Annotated in this window: 21 protein-coding genes and 1 pseudogene; 4 read left to right on the top strand and 18 right to left on the bottom strand. The window is 57.2% G+C overall.

Annotated elements, in window-relative coordinates:
• Window position 1 precedes the first annotated feature (1 nt).
• The 6 genes from pheT to thrS form a co-directional block, all read right to left on the bottom strand.
• Window positions 2–2,383, bottom strand: coding sequence for a phenylalanine--tRNA ligase subunit beta (pheT, locus tag DKB71_RS12085; protein WP_274076531.1), 2,382 nt, complete (start codon window positions 2,381–2,383; stop codon window positions 2–4).
• 26 nt (window positions 2,384–2,409) lie between these two features.
• Complete coding sequence (gene pheS, locus DKB71_RS12080) at window positions 2,410–3,426, bottom strand: phenylalanine--tRNA ligase subunit alpha (protein WP_007905876.1); 1,017 nt, start codon at window positions 3,424–3,426, stop codon at window positions 2,410–2,412.
• Between the two features lie 109 nt (window positions 3,427–3,535).
• Entirely contained in the window at window positions 3,536–3,892 is a 357-nt protein-coding gene (gene rplT, locus DKB71_RS12075) for a 50S ribosomal protein L20 (RefSeq protein WP_007905879.1), read from the bottom strand.
• Between the two features lie 28 nt (window positions 3,893–3,920).
• A complete protein-coding gene (gene rpmI, locus DKB71_RS12070; RefSeq protein WP_002553160.1) occupies window positions 3,921–4,115 on the bottom strand; it encodes a 50S ribosomal protein L35 in 195 nt (64 codons plus the stop codon).
• Window positions 4,116–4,175: 60 nt separating this feature from the next.
• Entirely contained in the window at window positions 4,176–4,727 is a 552-nt protein-coding gene (infC, locus tag DKB71_RS12065; RefSeq protein ID WP_172435703.1) for a translation initiation factor IF-3, read from the bottom strand.
• Window positions 4,727–6,649 (bottom strand): threonine--tRNA ligase, encoded by a 1,923-nt coding sequence (thrS, locus tag DKB71_RS12060; protein WP_046815517.1) that lies wholly within the window; start codon window positions 6,647–6,649, stop codon window positions 4,727–4,729. The genes infC and thrS overlap by 1 nt, the downstream gene beginning before the upstream one ends.
• Before the next feature lie 373 nt (window positions 6,650–7,022).
• Here thrS and DKB71_RS12055 point away from each other — a divergent pair, with 373 nt between their 5' ends.
• Window positions 7,023–7,325 carry a hypothetical protein gene (locus DKB71_RS12055; RefSeq protein ID WP_408600537.1) on the top strand — a complete coding sequence of 101 codons (303 nt, stop codon included), beginning with the start codon at window positions 7,023–7,025 and terminating at the stop codon, window positions 7,323–7,325.
• Between the two features lie 292 nt (window positions 7,326–7,617).
• Window positions 7,618–7,830 (top strand): cold-shock protein, encoded by a 213-nt coding sequence (locus DKB71_RS12050; protein ID WP_003179963.1) that lies wholly within the window; start codon window positions 7,618–7,620, stop codon window positions 7,828–7,830.
• Between the two features lie 71 nt (window positions 7,831–7,901).
• Here DKB71_RS12050 and DKB71_RS12045 read toward each other — a convergent pair whose 3' ends face one another.
• Both DKB71_RS12045 and DKB71_RS12040 read right to left on the bottom strand, forming a co-directional pair.
• Window positions 7,902–8,219, bottom strand: a complete 318-nt coding sequence (locus DKB71_RS12045) for an I78 family peptidase inhibitor (RefSeq protein WP_274076533.1) — start codon at window positions 8,217–8,219, stop codon at window positions 7,902–7,904.
• Window positions 8,220–8,387: 168 nt separating this feature from the next.
• Window positions 8,388–8,693: a hypothetical protein gene (locus tag DKB71_RS12040; protein WP_274076534.1), complete on the bottom strand. Its 306-nt coding sequence runs from the start codon at window positions 8,691–8,693 to the stop codon at window positions 8,388–8,390.
• 133 nt (window positions 8,694–8,826) lie between these two features.
• Here DKB71_RS12040 and DKB71_RS12035 point away from each other — a divergent pair, with 133 nt between their 5' ends.
• Complete coding sequence (locus DKB71_RS12035) at window positions 8,827–9,036, top strand: hypothetical protein (protein WP_274076535.1); 210 nt, start codon at window positions 8,827–8,829, stop codon at window positions 9,034–9,036.
• 18 nt (window positions 9,037–9,054) lie between these two features.
• Here DKB71_RS12035 and DKB71_RS12030 read toward each other — a convergent pair whose 3' ends face one another.
• The 8 genes from DKB71_RS12030 to DKB71_RS11995 form a co-directional block, all read right to left on the bottom strand.
• Complete coding sequence (locus DKB71_RS12030; RefSeq protein WP_408600536.1) at window positions 9,055–10,071, bottom strand: nucleoside hydrolase; 1,017 nt, start codon at window positions 10,069–10,071, stop codon at window positions 9,055–9,057.
• Window positions 10,023–10,427 carry a D-ribose pyranase gene (rbsD, locus tag DKB71_RS12025; RefSeq protein WP_408600535.1) on the bottom strand — a complete coding sequence of 135 codons (405 nt, stop codon included), beginning with the start codon at window positions 10,425–10,427 and terminating at the stop codon, window positions 10,023–10,025. Before rbsD ends, DKB71_RS12030 begins: the two co-directional genes overlap by 49 nt.
• Window positions 10,424–11,341 (bottom strand): ribokinase, encoded by a 918-nt coding sequence (gene rbsK, locus DKB71_RS12020; RefSeq protein ID WP_408600534.1) that lies wholly within the window; start codon window positions 11,339–11,341, stop codon window positions 10,424–10,426. The genes rbsD and rbsK overlap by 4 nt, the downstream gene beginning before the upstream one ends.
• A 59-nt stretch (window positions 11,342–11,400) precedes the next feature.
• The gene (locus tag DKB71_RS12015) at window positions 11,401–12,420 is read right to left on the bottom strand and encodes a LacI family DNA-binding transcriptional regulator (RefSeq protein WP_408600533.1); all 1,020 of its coding nucleotides are present in this window, start codon (window positions 12,418–12,420) and stop codon (window positions 11,401–11,403) included.
• A 3-nt stretch (window positions 12,421–12,423) separates the two neighbouring features.
• Window positions 12,424–13,401, bottom strand: a complete 978-nt coding sequence (locus DKB71_RS12010) for an ABC transporter permease (protein ID WP_408600532.1) — start codon at window positions 13,399–13,401, stop codon at window positions 12,424–12,426.
• Window positions 13,398–14,951, bottom strand: coding sequence for a sugar ABC transporter ATP-binding protein (locus DKB71_RS12005; protein ID WP_323626318.1), 1,554 nt, complete (start codon window positions 14,949–14,951; stop codon window positions 13,398–13,400). Before DKB71_RS12005 ends, DKB71_RS12010 begins: the two co-directional genes overlap by 4 nt.
• A 54-nt stretch (window positions 14,952–15,005) precedes the next feature.
• Window positions 15,006–15,962 (bottom strand): sugar ABC transporter substrate-binding protein, encoded by a 957-nt coding sequence (locus tag DKB71_RS12000; RefSeq protein WP_408600531.1) that lies wholly within the window; start codon window positions 15,960–15,962, stop codon window positions 15,006–15,008.
• 153 nt (window positions 15,963–16,115) lie between these two features.
• Window positions 16,116–16,547 carry a hypothetical protein gene (locus tag DKB71_RS11995; RefSeq protein WP_408600530.1) on the bottom strand — a complete coding sequence of 144 codons (432 nt, stop codon included), beginning with the start codon at window positions 16,545–16,547 and terminating at the stop codon, window positions 16,116–16,118.
• Window positions 16,548–16,872: 325 nt separating this feature from the next.
• On the opposite strand from DKB71_RS11995, the pseudogene DKB71_RS11990 reads away from it, so the two are divergent.
• Window positions 16,873–17,478: pseudogene (locus DKB71_RS11990) on the top strand (asparaginase domain-containing protein); the annotation flags it as partial.
• 357 nt (window positions 17,479–17,835) lie between these two features.
• Here DKB71_RS11990 and DKB71_RS11985 read toward each other — a convergent pair.
• Both DKB71_RS11985 and DKB71_RS11980 read right to left on the bottom strand, forming a co-directional pair.
• The gene (locus tag DKB71_RS11985; protein WP_408600529.1) at window positions 17,836–18,402 is read right to left on the bottom strand and encodes a hypothetical protein; all 567 of its coding nucleotides are present in this window, start codon (window positions 18,400–18,402) and stop codon (window positions 17,836–17,838) included.
• Between the two features lie 2 nt (window positions 18,403–18,404).
• Window positions 18,405–20,306, bottom strand: coding sequence for a hypothetical protein (locus DKB71_RS11980; protein WP_408600528.1), 1,902 nt, complete (start codon window positions 20,304–20,306; stop codon window positions 18,405–18,407).

The following is a 20,306-nucleotide window of genomic DNA, read 5'->3' as shown; positions in this document are numbered from 1 at the left end:
GTCACTTCCTTAACGTGGCGTCCAACCTTTGTTCGAGCGAGGTGAGGATATTTTGCGTCGTGGAATTCACCTCATCGTCATTAAGAGTGCGCGATGGATGCTGCCAGGTCAAGCCAACTGCAAGGCTTTTTCTATCAGGATCAATGCCTTTACCCTGATACACGTCAAATAGCCTGAGGTCTGTCAGCCATTCGCCTGCATTTTCACGGATTACGTCCAGTACTGCCGCGGCCGCAACATCTTTGTGAGCAATCAATGCAAGGTCACGACGCACTTCAGGAAAGCGCGACAACTCGTGGAATTTAGGCATTTTACCCGAGGCCACTTCCGCCAGGACCAGCTCGAAAACGAAGACTGGACGGTCCAGACCCAGGGTTTTCGACAGTTCCGGGTGGATGGCGCCGACGAAACCGACCAGACGACCTTCTCGCTCGATGCGCGCGGTTTGACCCGGGTGCAACGCAGGGTGTTTGCCCGGCACGAAAGTGAAGGCATCCAGGGCACCGGCGAAGCCCAGCACCGCTTCCACGTCAGCCTTGACGTCGAAGAAGTCGACGGTATCGCGACCCTGTGCCCAGCCTTCCGGCAGGCGGCTGCCGCAGACGACACCGGCCAGCATCGGCTCTTGCTTCAGGCCTTCCAACTGGCCGACGAAACGCAGGCCGCTTTCGAACAGGCGAACGCGATCCTGCTGACGGTTCAGGTTGTGCTGAAGCGCCTTGACCAGGCCTGGCCACAGGGACGAGCGCATGGCGGCCATGTCGTTCGAGATCGGGTTGGCCAGCAGCAACGGCTCGACACCTGGATTGAACAGTTCGAACTGTTTCGGATCGATGAAGCTGTAGGTGATCGCTTCCTGGTAACCACGGGCGACCAGCAGTCGACGCAGTTCAGGCAGGTCGCTACGGGCTTCAGCCTTGGCTTGCGGCGCCAGGCGCGCTTGCGGGTAACGAACCGGCAGGCGGTTGTAGCCGTACAGGCGGGCCAGCTCTTCGATCAGGTCGACTTCCAGGCTGATGTCGAAGCGATGGCTTGGCACTTCTACGCGCCACTGCCCTGCCCCGTCGGCAGAAACGGTGAGGCCCAAGCCGTTGAGCAGACGCTCGACTTCGGCCGAATCCATTTCCATGCCCAGCATCTGGGTGATGCGCTGGGCACGCAGGGTGACCGGGGCAATCTTCGGCAGGTGTTGTTCGCTGACGGTCTCGATGATCGGGCCGGCTTCGCCACCGGTGATTTCCAGCAGCAGGCCGGTGGCGCGCTCCATGGCTTCACGGGCCAGTTGCCAGTCCACGCCACGCTCGTAGCGGTGCGAGGCATCGGTGTGCAGGCCATAGGACCGGGCCTTGCCAGCGACGGCGATCTGATCGAAGAACGCGCTTTCGAGGAAGATGTCGCGGGTGGTCGCGGTGTTCACACCGCTGTGCTCGCCACCCATGACGCCGGCGATGGCCAGGGCGCGGGTGTGGTCGGCGATCACCAGCGTATCGCTACGCAGGCTGACTTCCTGACCGTCGAGCAGTACCAGCTTCTCGCCTTCTTCCGCCATGCGCACACGGATGCCGCCATTGATTTCAGCGAGATCGAAGGCGTGCAGCGGTTGACCCAGCTCCAGCATCACATAGTTGGTGATGTCGACGGCAGCGTCGATGCTGCGCACGTCGCCACGACGCAGGCGTTCAACCATCCACAGTGGCGTTGGCTTGGTCAGGTCGACGTTGCGAATCACTCGGCCCAGGTAACGCGGGCAGGCAGCCGGCGCCAGGACTTCGATCGAACGCACTTCGTCGTGCACGGCAGGCACGGCAGGTACCACCGGACGGGTGACTTCAGCGGCATACAGCGCACCGACTTCGCGGGCCAGACCGGCCAGGGACAGGCAGTCGCCACGGTTCGGGGTCAGGTCGACCTCGATGCTGGCATCGTCCAGTTTCAGGTATTCACGAATGTCCTGACCAACCGGCGCATCGGCCGGCAATTCCATCAGGCCGTCGTTGCCTTCGCCCACTTGCAGCTCGGCTTGCGAGCACAGCATGCCGTTGGACTCGACGCCCCGCAGCTTGGCTTTCTTGATCTTGAAGTCGCCCGGCAGTTCGGCACCGATGGTGGCGAACGGGATCTTCAGGCCCGGGCGCACGTTTGGCGCGCCGCACACCACCTGGAAGGTTTCCGAGCCGTTGCTGACCTGGCACACACGCAACTTGTCGGCGTCCGGGTGCTGTTCGGTGCTCAGCACCTCGCCCACGATGACGCCACTGAATTCACCGGCGGCCTGCGTAACGCTATCGACCTCAAGACCGGCCATCGACAGACGGGCAACCAGCTCGTCGCGACTTACCTGCGGGCTTACCCAGCCACGCAGCCATTGTTCACTGAATTTCATCCTGCTCTCCTAAGAATTCGTTACGACTAGCGAAATTGCGCGAGGAACCGCAAGTCGTTGTCGAAGAACAGACGCAAGTCGTTCACGCCGTAACGCAGCATGGCCAGGCGCTCGACGCCCATGCCGAAGGCGAAGCCCGAAAACTCTTCCGGGTCGATCCCGGACATGCGCAGCACGTTCGGGTGAACCATGCCGCAGCCCATCACTTCCAGCCAGCCGGTCTGCTTGCAGACGCGGCAGCCTTTACCGCTGCACATCACGCATTCCATGTCGACTTCGGCCGATGGCTCGGTGAACGGGAAGTAGGAAGGACGGAAACGCACGGCCAGTTCTTTTTCGAAGAACACCCGCAGGAATTCTTCGATGGTGCCTTTGAGATCGGCGAAATTGATGTCGCGATCGACCAGCAGGCCTTCGACCTGGTGGAACATCGGCGAGTGGGTGATATCCGAGTCGCTACGGTACACACGGCCTGGGCAGACGATGCGGATCGGCGGCTGTTTCGACTCCATGGTGCGAACCTGTACCGGCGAGGTATGGGTGCGCAGCAACATGTTGGCGTTGAAATAGAAGGTGTCATGCATCGACCGGGCCGGGTGATGGCCTGGGATGTTGAGTGCTTCGAAGTTGTGGTAGTCGTCTTCGACCTCAGGGCCTTCGGCAATGCCGTAGCCGATATGGGTGAAGAACTGTTCGATACGTTCCAGAGTGCGAGTAACCGGATGCAGGCCACCCGAGGTCTGGCCGCGGCCAGGCAGGGTCACGTCAATGGACTCGGCAGACAGTTTGGCGGCCAGGTCGGCCTCTTCAAACAGTGCCTTGCGGGCATTGAGAACCTCTGTGACACGCTCCTTGGCAACGTTGATCAGGGCCCCGACTTGCGGACGCTCTTCTGCCGGCAAATTCCCCAGGGTCTTCATCACCTGAGTCAACTCGCCCTTCTTGCCAAGGTAGTGAACCCGGATTTGCTCCAGGGCATTGATATCTTCAGCGCTTTGCACAGCCTCTAGTGCTTGAGAGACGAGCGCATCCAGGTTTTCCATGTACAGACTCCAGATACAAAATAGGGGAAGAGCTTGAAGGCTCTTCCCCTATTTATGACGTTTAACACCTGGCCCCACGGAGGTGAGGCCGGGTGACTGTCGGGGGTACTTAAGCCAAGGTGGCTTTAGCTTTCTCGACAATCGCAGCAAACGCCGCTTTTTCGTTCACTGCCAGATCAGCCAGAACCTTACGGTCGATCTCGATGGACGCTTTTTTCAGGCCGGCGATGAAACGGCTGTAGGACAGACCGTTGATGCGAGCACCAGCGTTGATACGAGCGATCCACAGAGCGCGGAACTGACGTTTTTTCTGACGACGGTCACGGTAGGCGTATTGGCCTGCCTTGATTACCGCTTGCTTGGCAACACGGAATACGCGGGAGCGTGCGCCGTAGTAGCCTTTAGCAAGTTTCAGAATTTTTTTGTGACGCTTACGGGCAATGACGCCACGCTTTACACGAGCCATGAGTTACTTCCTCTATTCTTGACTAAAATTAACGAAGGCGCAGCATGCGCTCGACTTTTGCCACGTCAGACGGATGCAGCAAGCTGCTACCGCGCAGTTGACGCTTACGCTTGGTCGACATTTTGGTCAGGATGTGGCTCTTGAAAGCGTGCTTGTGCTTGATACCGTTAGCAGTTTTCAGAAACCGCTTAGCAGCACCACTTTTGGTCTTCATTTTTGGCATGTTCGGATACTCCGCATTCAGTTGATAAACATAATCAGAAGGCCTGCCGTGCCCTGTTGATTACTTCTTCTTTTTCGGGGCGATGACCATGATCAGCTGGCGTCCTTCCATCTTAGGATGCTGTTCGACCGAACCGTACTCGAGCAAGTCACCTTCAACTCGCTTGAGGAGTTCCATCCCCAGCTCCTGGTGGGCCATCTCACGGCCGCGGAATCGCAAGGATACCTTGGCCCTGTCCCCGTCACTCAGGAAACGTACCAGGTTGCGCAGTTTTACCTGGTAATCCCCTTCCTCCGTCCCTGGACGAAACTTGATTTCTTTAACCTGGATCTGCTTCTGGTTTTTCTTGGCCGCAGCAATCTGCTTCTTCTTCTCGAAGATCGATTTGCCGTAGTCCATCAGTTTGCAAACAGGTGGTACTGCATCGGCGGAAATCTCCACCAGATCCAGTTTGGCCTCTTCAGCCTTAAGAAGCGCGTCTTCAATTGACACAATCCCGAGCTGTTCACCTTCAGCCCCAATTAACCGAACCTCGCGTGCCGAGATATTCTCGTTGATCGGGGCTTTCGGTGCAGTTCGTTTATCTTGTCTCATTTCACGCTTAATAATAATTACTCCGAATCTTGGCGACCACGCCGGGAAACCGCTTGCGCGAGGAACTCAGCGAACTGGGCGACGGGCATCGAGCCCAGGTCAGCACCTTCACGAGTACGCACAGCGACAGTCTGCATCTCGACTTCCCGATCTCCGATAACCAAGAGATAAGGAACCTTGAGCAAAGTATGCTCGCGGATTTTAAAGCCGATTTTTTCATTTCTCAAGTCAGACTTGGCACGAAACCCGCTTTCGTTGAGAGTTTTTTCCACTTCGGCGGCAAAATCTGCCTGCTTGTCAGTGATATTCATGATCACTGCCTGGGTCGGAGCCAGCCACGCAGGGAATGCACCCTCGTAGTGCTCGATCAGGATTCCGACGAAACGTTCGAAGGAGCCCAGGATCGCCCGATGCAACATCACCGGATGCTTGCGGCTGTTGTCTTCGGAGACGAATTCGGCACCCAGACGGACAGGCAGGTTAAAATCGAGCTGCAGGGTACCACATTGCCAGACACGGCCAAGGCAATCTTTTAGCGAGAACTCGATCTTCGGACCGTAGAACGCACCTTCACCCGGCTGCAGATCGTACGGCAGGCCAGCACTATCAAGGGCTGCAGCCAATGCAGCTTCAGCGCGATCCCACAGCTCGTCGGAACCGACGCGCTTTTCCGGACGAGTGGACAGCTTCATCTCGACGTCTTTAAAGCCGAAATCGGCGTAGACGTCCATGGTCAGCTTGATGAATGCCGCGGATTCGGCCTGCATCTGCTCTTCGGTGCAGAAGATGTGGGCGTCGTCCTGAGTGAACGCACGTACGCGCATGATGCCGTGCAGCGCACCCGATGGCTCGTTACGGTGGCAGGCACCGAATTCTGCCAGGCGCATCGGCAACTCGCGGTAGCTTTTCAGGCCCTGGTTGAACACCTGCACGTGGCAAGGGCAGTTCATTGGCTTGATCGCGTAGTCGCGGTTTTCCGACTGGGTGGTGAACATGTTGTCGGCGTAGTTGGCCCAGTGCCCGGATTTCTCCCACAGGCTGCGGTCAACGACCTGTGGAGTCTTGATCTCCAGGTAACCGTTGTCGCGCTGCACCTTGCGCATGTACTGCTCTAGTACCTGGTACAGGGTCCAGCCGTTCGGGTGCCAGAACACCATGCCCGGCGACTCTTCCTGGGTGTGGAACAGGCCCAGGCGCTTGCCGATCTTGCGGTGGTCGCGCTTCTCGGCTTCTTCGATGCGCTGGATGTAGGCCGCCAGCTGCTTCTTGTCAGCCCATGCGGTGCCGTAGACGCGCTGCAATTGCTCGTTCTTGGCATCGCCACGCCAGTAGGCGCCGGACAACTTGGTCAGCTTGAAGGATTTCAGGAAGCGGGTGTTCGGCACGTGCGGACCGCGGCACATGTCGACGTATTCTTCGTGATAGTACAGGCCCATGGCCTGCTCGTTCGGCATGTCCTCGACCAGGCGCAGCTTGTAGTCTTCGCCGCGGGCCTTGAACACTTCGATCACTTCGGCGCGCGGAGTGACTTTCTTGATCACGTCGTAATCTTTTTCGATCAGCTGCTGCATGCGCTGTTCGATGGCGGCCAGGTCGTCCGGGGTGAATGGACGCTCGAAGGCGATGTCGTAATAGAAGCCTTCGTCAATGACCGGACCGATGACCATCTTGGCCGTCGGGTACAGTTGCTTGACCGCGTGACCGACCAGGTGGGCGCAAGAGTGGCGAATGATCTCCAGCCCCTCTTCATCCTTTGGCGTGATGATTTGCAGCGTGGCGTCGCTGCTGATGGTGTCGCTGGCGTCGACCAGCTTGCCGTCGACCTTGCCCGCTACGGTGGCCTTGGCCAGGCCGGCACCGATGGATGCGGCGACCTCGGCTACGGAAACCGGGTGATCGAATGAACGTTGACTGCCGTCGGGAAGAGTAATAGTTGGCATGGCGCCTCCTCTCCTAGTGGTGACCCCTACCAAAGGTCACGTGGGTTGGGATGAGCCAGTACAAGATCCGATCCAGGCCATTCAATGACGAACGCCTGCCTTACAGCGGCAGGAGCCTTGCGGCCAACCGGAAAACCGAACCAGAGTGACTGGGATTCAAATCAGGGTTATTCGGGCATCTGCCGCGGCCGGGACTGAAGGTCGACCGGCGCCTGCGAACGCCCGAGCCAGGCATGCTAGCACAGATGAACGGTCGTGGCGGTGAAGAGGTTTTCTGGCGGGGCAAATCCGTTGTTTTATGCCAGAGTGCTGAACTTGAACCGCGCTTTACCCCTCAGATAACAAGACATTGACCCACAAGGAGCATCCCAGCATGCGTCTGAATCGTTTGTTCGCAGTCATCGCCCCAGTCGTTCTCCTGCTGCCGCTGGCCGCCCATGCGGACTGGCCCAAGGGCGAGCGGGAGAAATACATGGCGCAGTGCGTTCCTGCGGCCGCGGAGAAGATTGGCACGCCAGCCGCGAAATCCCACTGCGCCTGTGGCGCCGACGCTATCAAGTCGTACCCGGCCAGCGATATTCAGGCTTTGATGAACAACACCGCAAGTGATGATCTGAAGAAACAAGCCCTGGACAAAATTGCTAAATGCAAGGCCACCAGCAAAGAGGCGAAATGACCCCTTTCCAGTGCTTTCGAACCATGATTTGCCGGTAAAAAGCCGCCCAATCAGCCCCTTTCCTACAATTTATTCAGGTTTTACAGCTTTTTTTATTGCCTTCACTTTCGGCTGAAAGCCTTATAAACCGGGGCTTTCAGCCCCACAAGCGAACAAAGAATGTGCGACTGTAGGGCAAACAACCGCTGTGGGGGGCTCCCAAAGCGAACATTTCGACTATGATACTCGGGTGTGCCCAGTTGGCCTGAGCAGCACAGTACTACTGAAAATATATGTTTCTTGGAGATACACCATGTCTAATCGCCAAACCGGCACCGTTAAATGGTTCAACGATGAAAAAGGCTTCGGCTTCATCACTCCTCAAGGTGGCGGTGACGACCTGTTCGTACACTTCAAAGCTATCGAAAGCGACGGTTTCAAAAGCCTGAAAGAAGGCCAGACTGTTTCCTTCGTGGCTGAGAAAGGCCAAAAGGGTATGCAAGCTGCTCAAGTTCGCCCAGAGTAATTTCCAGGCGCACTAAAAAAACCCCGTCCATGTGACGGGGTTTTTTATGGGCGACACATAAGCCTGATCGATCAGCCGCAGTTGACGCGGGTGACGACCCGATTGGCATCGGTGTTGAGGTTCAGGCGGTCGGAGCGGTATTCCAGCGTGATCATGTCGTTAGGCTGCAGGAACCGTGCGTTCTGCGCGCCGGCACGGGTGCGTGCCTGCTCCAGCAGCTCAGGCGACGCCTGTTTGCCGATGGTGAATTCGGCCGCTTTGGCCTCGCAACGGCTATGACCTGACTCCGTGGTAGTGGCTGGGTCAGTCGGCTCGGTGGTGGCCGTGCTGCAACCGACCAGCATGGCAGCAGCCAGCACAGTACCCAATGACGCGAGCTTCCAAGGCATGACGCCTCCTTATTTCAATGATTTAGCTGAATTCTTGCGACCGCCAATGCGGCGTTTGGTTTCACGGGGGAGCCCAGGCATCCCGTCCTTAAACACGGACAAACGACAAGTTTGCCTGAGCAGCGCCCTGCCCTTCACCTTTCAATCGTGACGGGATATGAACGGCTCTCAGTAGACGTCGATGTAGTCAAAAGCCGGTTTTGGCCAGTTCTGCTTCAACGCATTGTAGATCTGCATGACCCAGACTTCATCACTGGCCGCCACCCGCCCGACATAACCTGACCCCTTGGCCCAGGTCTCCAGGCGAAACAGCAAGCCGTCGATATCGGTGCCACCCACGACCCCCGATGAAATATAGGCGATGCCGCCCTTGGTCACGCGCAATTGCGTGTGCTCATCGTCGCTGGCTGCAGCCAGCAACTGACGCACTGTTTCAAGGGTCAAGCCGCCGGGAGTGTTCAAATCGATCTGCACAGCGCGGTCCTTGAATAACTGTCAAAGACCAAGTGTCGCATAGCCCTGCGCTCATGCCTAAGTCGCAGTGCCAAAAGCGCCATAAAGTGATTAACTCGACACTCACAATTTTCCCTGACTCTCGAGCCCTACCATGACCACCGTGAGCATCGACGCCGATATCAAGATCAAATGGCCGGACGGCCATATTTCTTACAGCCCCGGCAGCCCGGAAGAGCTGGCCATCATCGGCATTGACCTGTTGGTCAAGGACCTGGGCACCGAAGCGGCGCGGTCTTTCATCGACCAGATTTTCGAAAAACACTCAAACAATCATGGTGCCGGGCAAACGCAGCGAGGGTGAGCCCCCAGGGTTCGAGCGCTACTTCAGACGCGCCAGGCGCTCGGTCAACAGATCGAAGAAACCCTGGGCATCACCGTTTTCAACCCAGAAAGCGTTCTTCGGCGCCTTGAGACTGTCATACCAGTCGACGATGGTCTGGCCAAACGTCGGACCTTCGCGGCTGTCGACCACCACATTGACCGAGCGGCCACTGAACAGCGCCGGCTTGAGCAGGTAGGCGATGACCGTGGCGTCATGCACCGGGCCACCGGGAATGCCATAGCGCGCCATGTCACCGCCGATGCATTCATTCAGGATGTCGCCCACCAGCTTGCCGGCCTTGTTGTTCAACGCCGCAATCCGCTCCAGGCGCGCGTCACTGGTGAGGATCTTGTGGGTCACGTCCAGCGGCAGATAGACCAGATTCACGCCACTCTTGAGCACCACCTCGGCAGCGTGCGGATCGGCGAACAGGTTGAATTCCGCCACCGGCGTAATGTTACCGCAGTTGAAGTGCGCACCGCCCATGATCACCACTTCCTTGATGCCCCGAACGATCCCAGGCTCGCGCATCAGCGCCAGGGCAAGGTTGGTCTGTGGCCCCAGCATGGCGATGGTGATGCTCTGAGGCCTGGCGGCCAGCAGCGTGTCGATCAGGAAGTCGATCGCGCTGCCCTCGGCCAGACCCTTCTTCGGCTCATGGACCGCGACGCCCGGCAAACCTTCTTCGCCGTGGACGTGCTCGGCATAGATCGGCGTGCGTTTCAGCGGCTTCGGCGCCCCGGCATACACCGGCACCGCTTCGCACCCGGCCCACTCAAGGGCAAGCCGGGCATTGCGCGAGGTTTTGTCCAGGCGCACGTTGCCGGCGACCGTGGTCAATGCGCGCACGTTCAATTCCTGCGGCGATGCCAGGGCAAACAGCAAGGCAATCACATCGTCGGCACCGGGATCGGTATCGATGATCAGGTCGATCGGTTGTGGCGCCTGGTTTGCGCTGATCGGGATCAAAACGTCACCCCGGCAACCAGCACGATGTTGCAGTAAGGCTGACATTCGCCGGTCCGCACGATCGCCCGCGCCTGTCGACTGAGGACCTTGAACTGTTCATGGCTGAGCAGTTCGCGCCGCCCCAGCGTACCCTCGACTTCCAGTGCGTCCAGGACCGCCAGTGCCGGCGGCTGCCGGTCAAGAATCTCCTGCGCCAGCACATGGCTTTCGACCTGCATTTCGCTGAGCACGACTTTCAGGGTGCTGACAAAATCCGGAATGCCCTGGGTCAGGGCCAGGTCGATCAACTCGACACCGGGCGGTACCGGCAGGCCCGCATCGCCGATCACCACAGTGTCGCCATGCCCCAGGGAGGCGATCAGCCGCGACAGCGCGACATTGAGCAAAGGAGTCTTTTTCATGGTGTTTTAAACGCCTGCACATCGGCCAGGGTGGGGATCGAGGGTTGCGCGCCAGCCCGGGTGACCGACAACGCAGCGGCGACCTGCCCGAACCGTATCGCCTGGGCTTCGCTCTGGCCGGCCACCAGCGCTGCGGCAAAGCCACCCACAAAGGTATCGCCGGCCGCCGTGGTATCGAGCGCCTTCACGCTCGGCGCCGGGAAATGTTCAAAGCCTTTGCCATCGGCAAACAACGAGCCCTGGGCGCCGAGGGTGATGATGACCTTGCCGGCGCCCATCTCGATCAGGCGAGTGGCCGCAGTCTGCGCCGATTGCAGCGAGTCCACCGGCAAACCGCTAAGCGCCGCCGCTTCACTTTCGTTGGGGATCAGGTAATCGATGGACGCATACCAATCCGCCGGCAACGGTCGGCTGGCCGGCGCGGGGTTGAGGATCACGGTCTTGCCCAGTTCACGGGCGCGCTTGAGCGCATGACCGACCGTGGCGTCCGGCATTTCCAGCTGGCAGATGATCACGTCCGCCTCCTGCAGCACCGCATCGAAACAGCCGAGCACCGCCGGCGTCAGTGCGCCGTTGGCCCCGGCGACGATCACGATGGCGTTCTGGCTGTTGTCGTCGACCACGATCAACGCCACGCCACTGGTACCCTGCACGGCGCTGACAGCCCGACAATCGATGCCCTCGTCCAGCAACGCCTGGCGCAACACCTGGCCATAGGCATCGCTGCCCACGCAGCCCACCATCGACACCTGCGCGCCGAGGCGCGCGGCCGCCACAGCCTGGTTCGCGCCCTTGCCGCCACAGACGGTCGCAAACGACTGGCCGATCAGTGTTTCTCCACCACGGGGCAAGCGCGGCGCCCGGGTCACCAGGTCCATGTTCAAGCTGCCGACTACCACTACTTTTGCTGACATTACATTGCTACTCATCAAGACGGTTTCAGCGCTGCTTTGGATTCAGCGGTACTTTTTGTTTATCGGTACTGCTCAAATACCCCAGCCAACGGCGCGGTCGATTCGCGCATGACGATGCTGGGGGTGACGATCCGTTGCTCGGTCGAAAGGGTCGGCGTGGCGATCCGGCGCAGCAGCACCCCGGCCGCCATTTCGCCCAACTGCAGGATCGACTGCCCCACGGTGGTCAAGGCCGGATAGACATAACGGCTCATCTGGATGTCGTCAAAGCCGATCACCGACAGGTCCGTGGGCACGCGGATATTGCGCTCGGCGGCGGCACGCAGCACGCCAAAACCGATCATGTCGTTGGCGGCAAAAATCGCGCTGGGCGGATTATGTTCCAGCAGCGTCGCGGCGGCGCTGTAACCGCCGGTGCTGGTGAAATCGCTTTCCAGCATGCGCTCGGGCGCAACGCTGAGGCCTGCCTCTGCAAGGGCCCGGCAAAATCCGGCCAGACGCATCTGCGCCACACTGGTGGTCGCCGGGCCGCTGATGGTGGCGATATCCCGATGGCCCAACTCCAGCAGGTGCCGGGTGGCCAGGTAGGCGCCGTACTCGTGGTCGATGCGCACCAGGTCCGCATCGACGCCTTCGAGCGCGCGGTCGACGATCACCATCGGCGTGCGCACGTTCGCCAGGCCCTGGGCCAGCCCGGTGTCACCCCCGGCCGAGGCGACGATCAGCCCATCGATGCGTTTCTCCAGCAGTACCCGCAGGTAGCTGCGCTGCTTGTCCGGGTTGTCGTCGGAATTGCACAGGATCACGCAATAGCCATTGCGCTCACAATAATCCTCGATGCCCCGCGCCAGCTCGGCGAAGTACGGGTTGAGGCTGTTGGGCACCAGCAGGCCGATGGTGGCCGTGGTCTTGGCCTTGAGTGACCGGGCCACGGCACTGGGTACGTAGTCGAGGGTCTTGATCGCGGCCTCGACCTTGACCCGCACTTCTTCACTGACCGGCCGGGTCTTGTTCACCACGTGGGAAACCGTGGTGTAGGAAATCCCCGCCAGTGCTGCTACATCCTTGATCGTTGCCATGACTCAGGTCCGCCGGCTTGCGCGTTGACTGCGATAAGTATCCAGCACCACCGCCACCACGATCACCGCGCCAGTGATGATGCGCTTGGTCGGCTCGGTGGCGCCGATCTGCGCCAGACCGGCCGCCAATACGGAAATGATCAGCACACCGAAAAAGGTGCTGATGACCGAGCCGCGCCCGCCCATCAGGCTGGTGCCGCCAATCACCACGGCAGCGATCACTTGCAGCTCCAGTCCGGAGCCGGCATTGGGGTCTGCCGCTTCCAGGCGCGAAATCTGGAACAGCGCGGCGATCCCGGCCAGCAGCCCCATCAGGCTGAACACCAGGATCTTGTAGGGTTTGGGGTTGATCCCCGCCAGGCGCACCGCTTCCTCGTTGGTACCGATGCCGATCAGGTAGCGGCCGAACACGGTACGGGTCAACACGGCCTGGGCGATGAAAATGATCAGCAAGGCAATGATGAACGACGGCGAGATCCCGAAGGCGATCGGATTGGACAGCCAGGCAAAGGCATCGCCGATGTAGGCCGTGCGCGACCCGGTCATCTGGTAAGCCAGGCCGCGAGCCATTTCCAGCACGCCCAGGGACACGATGAACGACGGAATCCGCCAGGCCACGGTGATCGAACCGGTGACCGTCCCCGCCAGCGCGGCAGCCGCCATGCCGAGCAATGCCGCAGGCAGCACGCTCCAACCCCAACCGAGAATCGCCACGCTGACCGTCGATGCGGCGAGCGCCAGCACCGAACCCACCGACAGATCGATGCCACCGATGATCAGCACGAAGGTCATGCCGACCGCCAGCACCATCAAGTCCGGAATCTGGTTGGCCAGGGTGCTGAAGGTGCCGTAGGAGAGGAAATGGCTGCTCAGGAGCGAGAACAGCACGACCATGGCCAGCAAGGCACCGGCCAGCCCCAGGTAAGTGCCCAGCCCATAGAAATTGCCGCTGCGCTGGCCGGCCGAAGATGCGCTTTTCATTGAAGATCCTTTGGCGCTGCTTCGAAGAGCTGCGCATCACGTTTCTGGTAGCCGGCGAACGCGGCGGCAAGCAAATCATCCTGGGTCCAGCTGTCCCGCTCGAAGGTGTCGATCAGGCGCCCCGCCGAGAGCACGCCGATGCGGTCGCAGATCAACATCAATTCGCGCAGGTCACTGGACACCACCACCAACGCCTTGCCCTGGCGAGTCAGCTCGCCGAGCAGCGCGTAGATGTCGAACTTGGCGCCGACATCGATGCCCCGGGTCGGCTCGTCGAACAGCAGCACCGAGCAATCGCGCTCCAGCCAGCGACCGATCACCACTTTCTGCTGGTTGCCCCCGGACAACTCGGACACCAACTGCGCCGGCCCGGAACTGCGGATGCGCATGGCATCGATCTGACGCTGGGCCAACGCCGCCTCATCGCCCGGATTGACCAATCCACCGCTGGAAATACCGGGCATGTTACCCAGCGCAATGTTTGCGCCGATCGATTGTGTCAGCAGCAGGCCCTCGCCCTTGCGGTCTTCGGTGATCAGGGCGATGCCATGCCCGACCGCGTCCACCGGAGAACGGATATTCACCACCTGCGCCGGTGAACCCAGCGCCACCGTGCCGCTGTCCGCGGTGTCGGCGCCGAAGATCAACCGCAGCAACTCGGTGCGCCCTGCCCCGATCAATCCGGAAATACCAAAGATCTCGCCGGCCCGCACTTCGAAGGACACGTCACGCACCTTGTCGGCGCGGGTCAGCCCCTTGACCGTCAACGCCGCCGCGCCGATGTCCCGAGGCCCCATGTCGAGGTGTTCGCCCAGCTCGCGCCCGACCATCAGCGTGACCAGTTGCTCACTGTTGTAGTTGGCCATCGGCTCGACACACACCAGGTTGCCGTCCCGCAGTACCGCAATGCGCTGGGCCACCCGAGCCAGTTCTTCGAGGCGGTGGGAAATATAGATGATCGACACGCCACGGGCCTGCAGGCGCGTGATCTGCTCGAAGAGCATTTCGACTTCACGGGCGGTCAGCATCGCGGTCGGCTCATCGAGGATCAGCACATGGCAATCGCCGATCAGGTTGCGCGCGATCTCGACCATCTGCTGGTGGCCGATGCCCAACTCACTCACCAGCGTGTCCGGGTCGATCGCGTCGAGCCCGACCTGAGCCATGGCCTCGAGCGCCGCCTGGCGCAGTTGCTTGCGGTTGATCCAGCCAGCGGTGCTGGGCAGCTTGTGCAGAAACAGGTTTTCCGCCACCGACAGGGTCGGCAACAGATTGAGCTCCTGCATCACCATGCGGATGCCCAGGTCTTCGGCCTGGGTGCGGCTGCCCGGGCGGTAATCCTGACCCTGAAACTGCATCTGCCCGGTGGTCGGTGTGACCAGCCCGCCGATGATCTTCGACAGCGTGCTTTTGCCAGCGCCATTCTCGCCGGTCAGGGCCAGCACCTCGCCGCGCATGAGCGTGAGGTCGATGCCGGCCAGGACCGGCTGGGCGTAAGTCTTGCCAATGCCACTGACCGAGAGGACAGCGTGCGGGGCGCTAACGGACATAAAACTCTCCATGCGCTCGCCGGAACGGGCGAGCGTCATTGTGCCGGCGGAAAATTACTGGGTAACCAGCTCTACCGGAGTTTCGATCACGCCGTTGGTGCCGCTGTCGACCTTCTCGCCCTTGATGATCTTCAACGCGGTCTCGATGCCGAATACCGCCTGTTTGGCAGCAAATTGATCGGCGGTGGCCAGGACGCGGCCATCCTTGAGCATCGGCTTGATCGCATTGATGTTGTCGTAACCGACCACCTGGACCTGGCCTGCCTTGCCCGCGGCGCGCACGGCTGACACCACGCCTACGGCCATGCTGTCGTTGCCGGCCAGCAGGGCCTTGATGTTCGGGTACTCGCTGAGCATGGAGGCGGCAACCTGGTTGCCCTTGTTGATTTCCCAGTCGCCCGATTGCACGGACACGACCTTGATCTGCGCAGCCTCCATCGCATCCTTGAAGCCTGCGGTGCGGGCCTGGGCATTGGTGGTGGTGGACACCCCTTCGATGATGCCGACTTCATCACCGGCCTTGAGCTTCTGGGCCAGGTACTCACCCACCTGGCGCGCGCCCTTGCGGTTGTCCGGGCCTACGAACGGCACGCTGATGTTCTTGCTCTTGACCACGGCCGGGTCGAGCTGATTGTCGATGTTGATCACGGTGATGCCAGCGTCGACAGCTTTCTTGATCACGGGCACCATGGCCTTGGAATCAGCCGGTGCGATCACCAGCGCATCGACCTTGGACACGATCATTTGCTCGACGATGCGAATCTGGTTGGCGGTGTCGGTTTCATCCTTGATGCCGTTGGAGATGAGCTCGAACTCGCCGGAGTGGTCTTTCTGGTAGGCCTTGGCGCCGTCTTCCATGGTCAGGAAGAATTCGTTGGCCAGGGACTTCATCACCAGCGCGACTTTAGCCTTTTCAGGCGTCTGGGCGAACACCGAAGAAACAGGCAGCGTGGCGGTGGCGCCAGCCAGTATGGCGACAGCAAGAAGACGTCCTGCGAATGGCAGCTTCATGGATTCACTCCGATCTTATGATTATTGTGAGCAACGTCGAGGCGGCATCTGGAGGTGTCGCAAACGTTTGCGAAGCTTGACTATGCGAACGTTGCCAGACTTTGTCAACCTACCCCGTTCGCCGGCTACGCGCACAATCAAGCGTCAGGTTGGTCAAGCCGTAGTGCTGACAATACTGCCAGAATCGGTCAAGGCTTTCGCCAGGCTGGCGGCCACCTGCATCAACGCCGCCGACGTATCTGCAACCTGCGCCTGAAGCGACATCACGGCCGTGGCCTTGGCCTCTTCAGACTGAAAAGACGCGGCCTGGGTAGCCGCCAATTGTTGCTGTTGCTCGCGCAGTTGCTCCTGCAGTTCCTGCAGGCGCTTGAGCAACATTTGCACCGCGACGCTTTGCTGGCTGCCAGCGCCTTCGGTTTTTTCACCCGCCTGCGCGCCCTGTCCCAGGCTCACAGGCTTTTCTTCTTTCACTGGCACACCTGGCTGTTGCGCCGAGGTCGCGTCGCTCAGGGTGTCGACGGCAGCCGCGGGTTTCCCGCCGATATTGATCACCGCTGAATGGGGCAAACCGATCGTCAATGACATGTGAACTCCCTGGGCATGATTCTTCATTGAAGCATCGACCTGCCGGCGGGTTTCTTTAACGCCGATGTTTAAATTGGGTCCGTAATCCTTTCGGAATGCCGAATGAAAAACCCACGGATAATCGGAAAACCGGACAGAACCGGGCGATCGCCGTTCAACCTTCCGTTTAAAACGATAAACAAATCAGTGTGTTACGAGTTATTTATGATTCCAGTTGTAACTGGTACGCGTCGTGCTTTTCTCCAGCACCCCAAAAGGTCCAGATCCCTTTGGGGCGCATCTAGATGAACCTGCATCGGCACCGTCACTACTAGAGAGAAAAATAATGACATCTGCTTTGAAAAACCTTCTCCCGGGCACCTTGGCCCTCCTGCTGCTCCTGCCCGCCGCCCTTCAGGCGAAAGAAGCCGAAACCCAACAGAAGCTGGCCAACGTCGTGGTCCTGGCCACCGGCGGCACCATCGCCGGTGCGGGCGCCAGCGCCGCCAACAGCGCCACCTACCAGGCGGCGAAAGTCGGCATCGAACAATTGATCGCCGCGGTTCCGCAGCTCGGCCAACTGGCCAATGTCCGCGGCGAACAGGTCATGCAGATCGCCTCCGAAAGCATCACCAACGACAACCTGTTGCAGCTGGGCCGTCGCGTCGCCGAACTGGCGGACAGCAAGGACGTCGATGGCATCGTGATCACCCACGGCACCGACACCCTGGAAGAAACCGCCTACTTCCTCAACCTGGTGGAAAAAACCGACAAGCCGATCATTGTCGTGGGCTCCATGCGCCCAGGCACCGCAATGTCCGCCGACGGCATGTTGAACCTGTACAACGCCGTCGCCGTGGCCAGTAGCAAAGACGCGCGTGGCAAAGGCGTGCTGGTGACCATGAACGATGAAATCCAGTCGGGTCGCGATGTCAGCAAGATGATCAACATTTATCTGTAGGCGCCCTTTTTTCGCTGTTGTGTTGACACAACTTAATCGCCCTCTTAGTCCGGTGAAATTACCAAATTAGTCAGCTTCACCTTTCTGCATGAACGCATCTATCTTGGCAGCCTTTATGCTAGGATGAGACAGACGTATAGCAAATTTAGGGCCAACTGGACTGTTCGCCTCTAAGAATTCAGTTTTCCTTGGGCCTGTCCTCAACCAAGATTAACTGGAAAGTATCAAGATATCCCAAAAAAGCCGAGTACTCTTCTCAACAATGCGCATGTAGCACATCACCAAGAAAGTACGTGCCAGTTGGGTATTAATCAGAACCCTCATAGGTAAATCAATGCTATTTTTCACTCAAGGTTTGCTTGCACTGAAAAGCATCCTCTGGTGCATGTCCGCTTGGTTGTCTATAACTTTATTCAACCTAGAAATCTCAGCCTTCAGCTGACGTATTGTGTAAGCTTGTAAACGCGCTTCCTCCGTGAGCAGATTCTCTATAGCAGTTGACAATGCACTCGATAACTGCAAATTAGTTAAACGCTCAATCTCACTTTTTAAAAAAGCGTTTTCCACAAGCAACTGAGGCTTTGATTTTTTGCGACCACTATGGCCCTTCTTTGCAGACTCACTTTGCCAAAGAAGTTCTAATTTATTATTGAGCTCAACAATTAAGGCAACGAGCTCAGGTTGACGTCGAGGAGTAAGCGTGCTTGGACTAATATTACACGACAATGCAATCTGCCTAGCGGAAATGAGCCTTTCGTGAAACGTAATATTAGATTTGCATTGAATGGAAGAAGAAACCTCCTGATATCTTTCCGAAATTCTCGCACGCAATTTTTCAAAGACAATCGAATTTTTTGACTGATCCGGCTCTTCAACTGAATTTGGCTTTTTAAAATTAGAGATATCAAATTTCATAGCTACTCCGAAAGGCGCTTAGTTATTTGATCAACCACATTTTTACTCAGCTTTCCTACAGCGAGAATTGGGTGACTCTCGGCAATGTGTGAATGATTAATAGCAATCCTGATGAGATTGTTTCGTTGGAACTCGTTTGTCATGTGGTGTGGACAGGCTGTGCAGCGCTCAACACTAGCGTACACTTTTGGCATAGGGAGCCCGGTGAATCTGTCATGACATTTAGCATCCTGCCTGCTACTTGCGAACAGCACGCAATAGCCCCATTCATAGGCCGTAAAGGTTTCGATGTTTTGACACATTGATTGAATAAATGAATCAAAATCGACAATATCATGGCTCTCTACATGTTTTAAAGTGGCGATAATTCTTCGAAAAGCTGGCCCCCTAAATTGATCACCAAATCGATCTGCAACAATGCGATGTATCACCTCATCAAGATAGTCATGTTCAATAGAATACTGAACAGATTCGTGCAACTTATTATCTGTGTAGCGCCGAGTTGCTCTTTTGCTCTTATGCAAAAAATACTCCCGTATCTGGGCTGTAACATTGTGATCAAATCTTCTCAATGAAAACTCCGCCCAAGAATGACGAAATTGATGAGGACTAATACCAGGTTGTTCTAGCTTGATTTCTGGGTAAACTGCAAGAAAACTGTCAAAATAATTATCAAGCCATTGGCTGAATGTATTTTTTGAAAGCTTTCCATTAATATCGATCCAGGAATTAACGTCTTTTTTTTGGGTTATGGTATCTGCAAGTCCTGAAGACCAAGCCTTATGAAGGAGAGGTAACTTATGTTCGTAAGCATCCAAGAAACTCAAACTCCAAATAGTTTTGACTGCTGTTGCAGCGAGGCTATGAAAATACCGAGGAACTTTTAGGCCGTTTAATGTTTTTTCAATTTCTTCACGTACTACTATTTCATCACCTTTTGCCACCCAGTCTATAGAATTAACAGACAATAACTCACCTATTCGATGGCCTGTCAATGTTAAGATTACTACCATACTGGCTTGAATCGCTATCCGACAAGACTCAGATAACTCAACACAAGAATCCCATGGAAGCTTAGAGGGCGACTTTAACTTTTCGCTGTTAAATTCGCATATCAATTCATTTTTAAGCCTGAGTGATTGAGCACGAACAGACAAGTGACTTTCATCTCGTTCAAAAATATCATGGTTATTGGGGTTCCACTGACGAAAAATCCCACGCACTCCAATAGGGCATTTTCTCCATGCTCGAAAAAAACATTGCATTTCCTTAACTTCTTCTGACTCAATGATTTGTATCGAATGCGCTAGAAGCAATGACGCTACTGCAGGGGATATTGCCCCATATGATCCTCCGCATATCCATTCAGGATATTCGACATTTACAAACCTCATTAGCGGGCTCATTGCATCCTTTTTAAAGTTTGATGTAGCTTTAAAGCTAAACCCATCGTTAATTCGGCCATCAAGATAGGCCTCATGAGAAATGGATATCCAACTGCAAAATTGATTGAGGTTAGAAGGAGCGTAAACAAGGGGGTCGCCGCTAGGTAATATAGCCCTAACCATAATGCTCCGTACCATCTCTTTGACTTCTGTTCTACTCCAACTCCACAATGACTTGGTAGGAAAATGATCTTCCCAGTATTCACACAGCTTTTTAAGGTGAACTGTATCAACATATGCCCAATTGCATTCACGTACCTCCATAGGGCCTGCGCGGTTAGAATTTAAGAAGTTCGAGGAAAGCAAAAGCGTTTTTTGTGCCCAGATACGTTTTTCAATGCTACAATTCCACGTGAAATTTAATTTTCGATGAGTGTTGTTTTTAGTATCAACAACGTAGAAAAAATCACTACCTGGTTGATTGATAATATTGTGTTGAGACTCCAATGGATTAGACAT

It is taken from the genome of Pseudomonas sp. PLMAX (assembly GCF_046042685.1).
GTDB classification, from domain to species: Bacteria; Pseudomonadota; Gammaproteobacteria; order Pseudomonadales; family Pseudomonadaceae; genus Aquipseudomonas; species Aquipseudomonas putida_AE.
Note: the sequence above shows the minus strand (reverse complement) of the source record. Positions and strands in the feature narration are given on the sequence as shown.

Bases quoted from the DNA above. Each gene is read 5' to 3' on its own strand.
- DKB71_RS12035 (WP_274076535.1), top strand. From the start codon at position 8,827: ATGACCACCGTGAGCATCGACGCCGATATCAAGATCAAATGGCCGGAC.
- DKB71_RS12045 (WP_274076533.1), bottom strand. From the start codon at position 8,219: ATGCCTTGGAAGCTCGCGTCATTGGGTACTGTGCTGGCTGCTGCCATG.
- DKB71_RS12030 (WP_408600536.1), bottom strand. From the start codon at position 10,071: ATGTCAGCCTTACTGCAACATCGTGCTGGTTGCCGGGGTGACGTTTTG.
- pheT (WP_274076531.1), bottom strand. From the start codon at position 2,383: ATGAAATTCAGTGAACAATGGCTGCGTGGCTGGGTAAGCCCGCAGGTA.
- DKB71_RS12050 (WP_003179963.1), top strand. From the start codon at position 7,618: ATGTCTAATCGCCAAACCGGCACCGTTAAATGGTTCAACGATGAAAAA.
- rpmI (WP_002553160.1), bottom strand. From the start codon at position 4,115: ATGCCAAAAATGAAGACCAAAAGTGGTGCTGCTAAGCGGTTTCTGAAA.
- thrS (WP_046815517.1), bottom strand. From the start codon at position 6,649: ATGCCAACTATTACTCTTCCCGACGGCAGTCAACGTTCATTCGATCAC.
- DKB71_RS11985 (WP_408600529.1), bottom strand. From the start codon at position 18,402: ATGAAATTTGATATCTCTAATTTTAAAAAGCCAAATTCAGTTGAAGAG.
- DKB71_RS11995 (WP_408600530.1), bottom strand. From the start codon at position 16,547: ATGTCATTGACGATCGGTTTGCCCCATTCAGCGGTGATCAATATCGGC.
- DKB71_RS11980 (WP_408600528.1), bottom strand. From the start codon at position 20,306: ATGTCTAATCCATTGGAGTCTCAACACAATATTATCAATCAACCAGGT.
- rplT (WP_007905879.1), bottom strand. From the start codon at position 3,892: ATGGCTCGTGTAAAGCGTGGCGTCATTGCCCGTAAGCGTCACAAAAAA.
- DKB71_RS12010 (WP_408600532.1), bottom strand. From the start codon at position 13,401: ATGAAAAGCGCATCTTCGGCCGGCCAGCGCAGCGGCAATTTCTATGGG.
- rbsK (WP_408600534.1), bottom strand. From the start codon at position 11,341: ATGTCAGCAAAAGTAGTGGTAGTCGGCAGCTTGAACATGGACCTGGTG.
- DKB71_RS12015 (WP_408600533.1), bottom strand. From the start codon at position 12,420: ATGGCAACGATCAAGGATGTAGCAGCACTGGCGGGGATTTCCTACACC.
- DKB71_RS12055 (WP_408600537.1), top strand. From the start codon at position 7,023: ATGCGTCTGAATCGTTTGTTCGCAGTCATCGCCCCAGTCGTTCTCCTG.
- rbsD (WP_408600535.1), bottom strand. From the start codon at position 10,427: ATGAAAAAGACTCCTTTGCTCAATGTCGCGCTGTCGCGGCTGATCGCC.
- pheS (WP_007905876.1), bottom strand. From the start codon at position 3,426: ATGGAAAACCTGGATGCGCTCGTCTCTCAAGCACTAGAGGCTGTGCAA.
- DKB71_RS12005 (WP_323626318.1), bottom strand. From the start codon at position 14,951: ATGTCCGTTAGCGCCCCGCACGCTGTCCTCTCGGTCAGTGGCATTGGC.
- DKB71_RS12000 (WP_408600531.1), bottom strand. From the start codon at position 15,962: ATGAAGCTGCCATTCGCAGGACGTCTTCTTGCTGTCGCCATACTGGCT.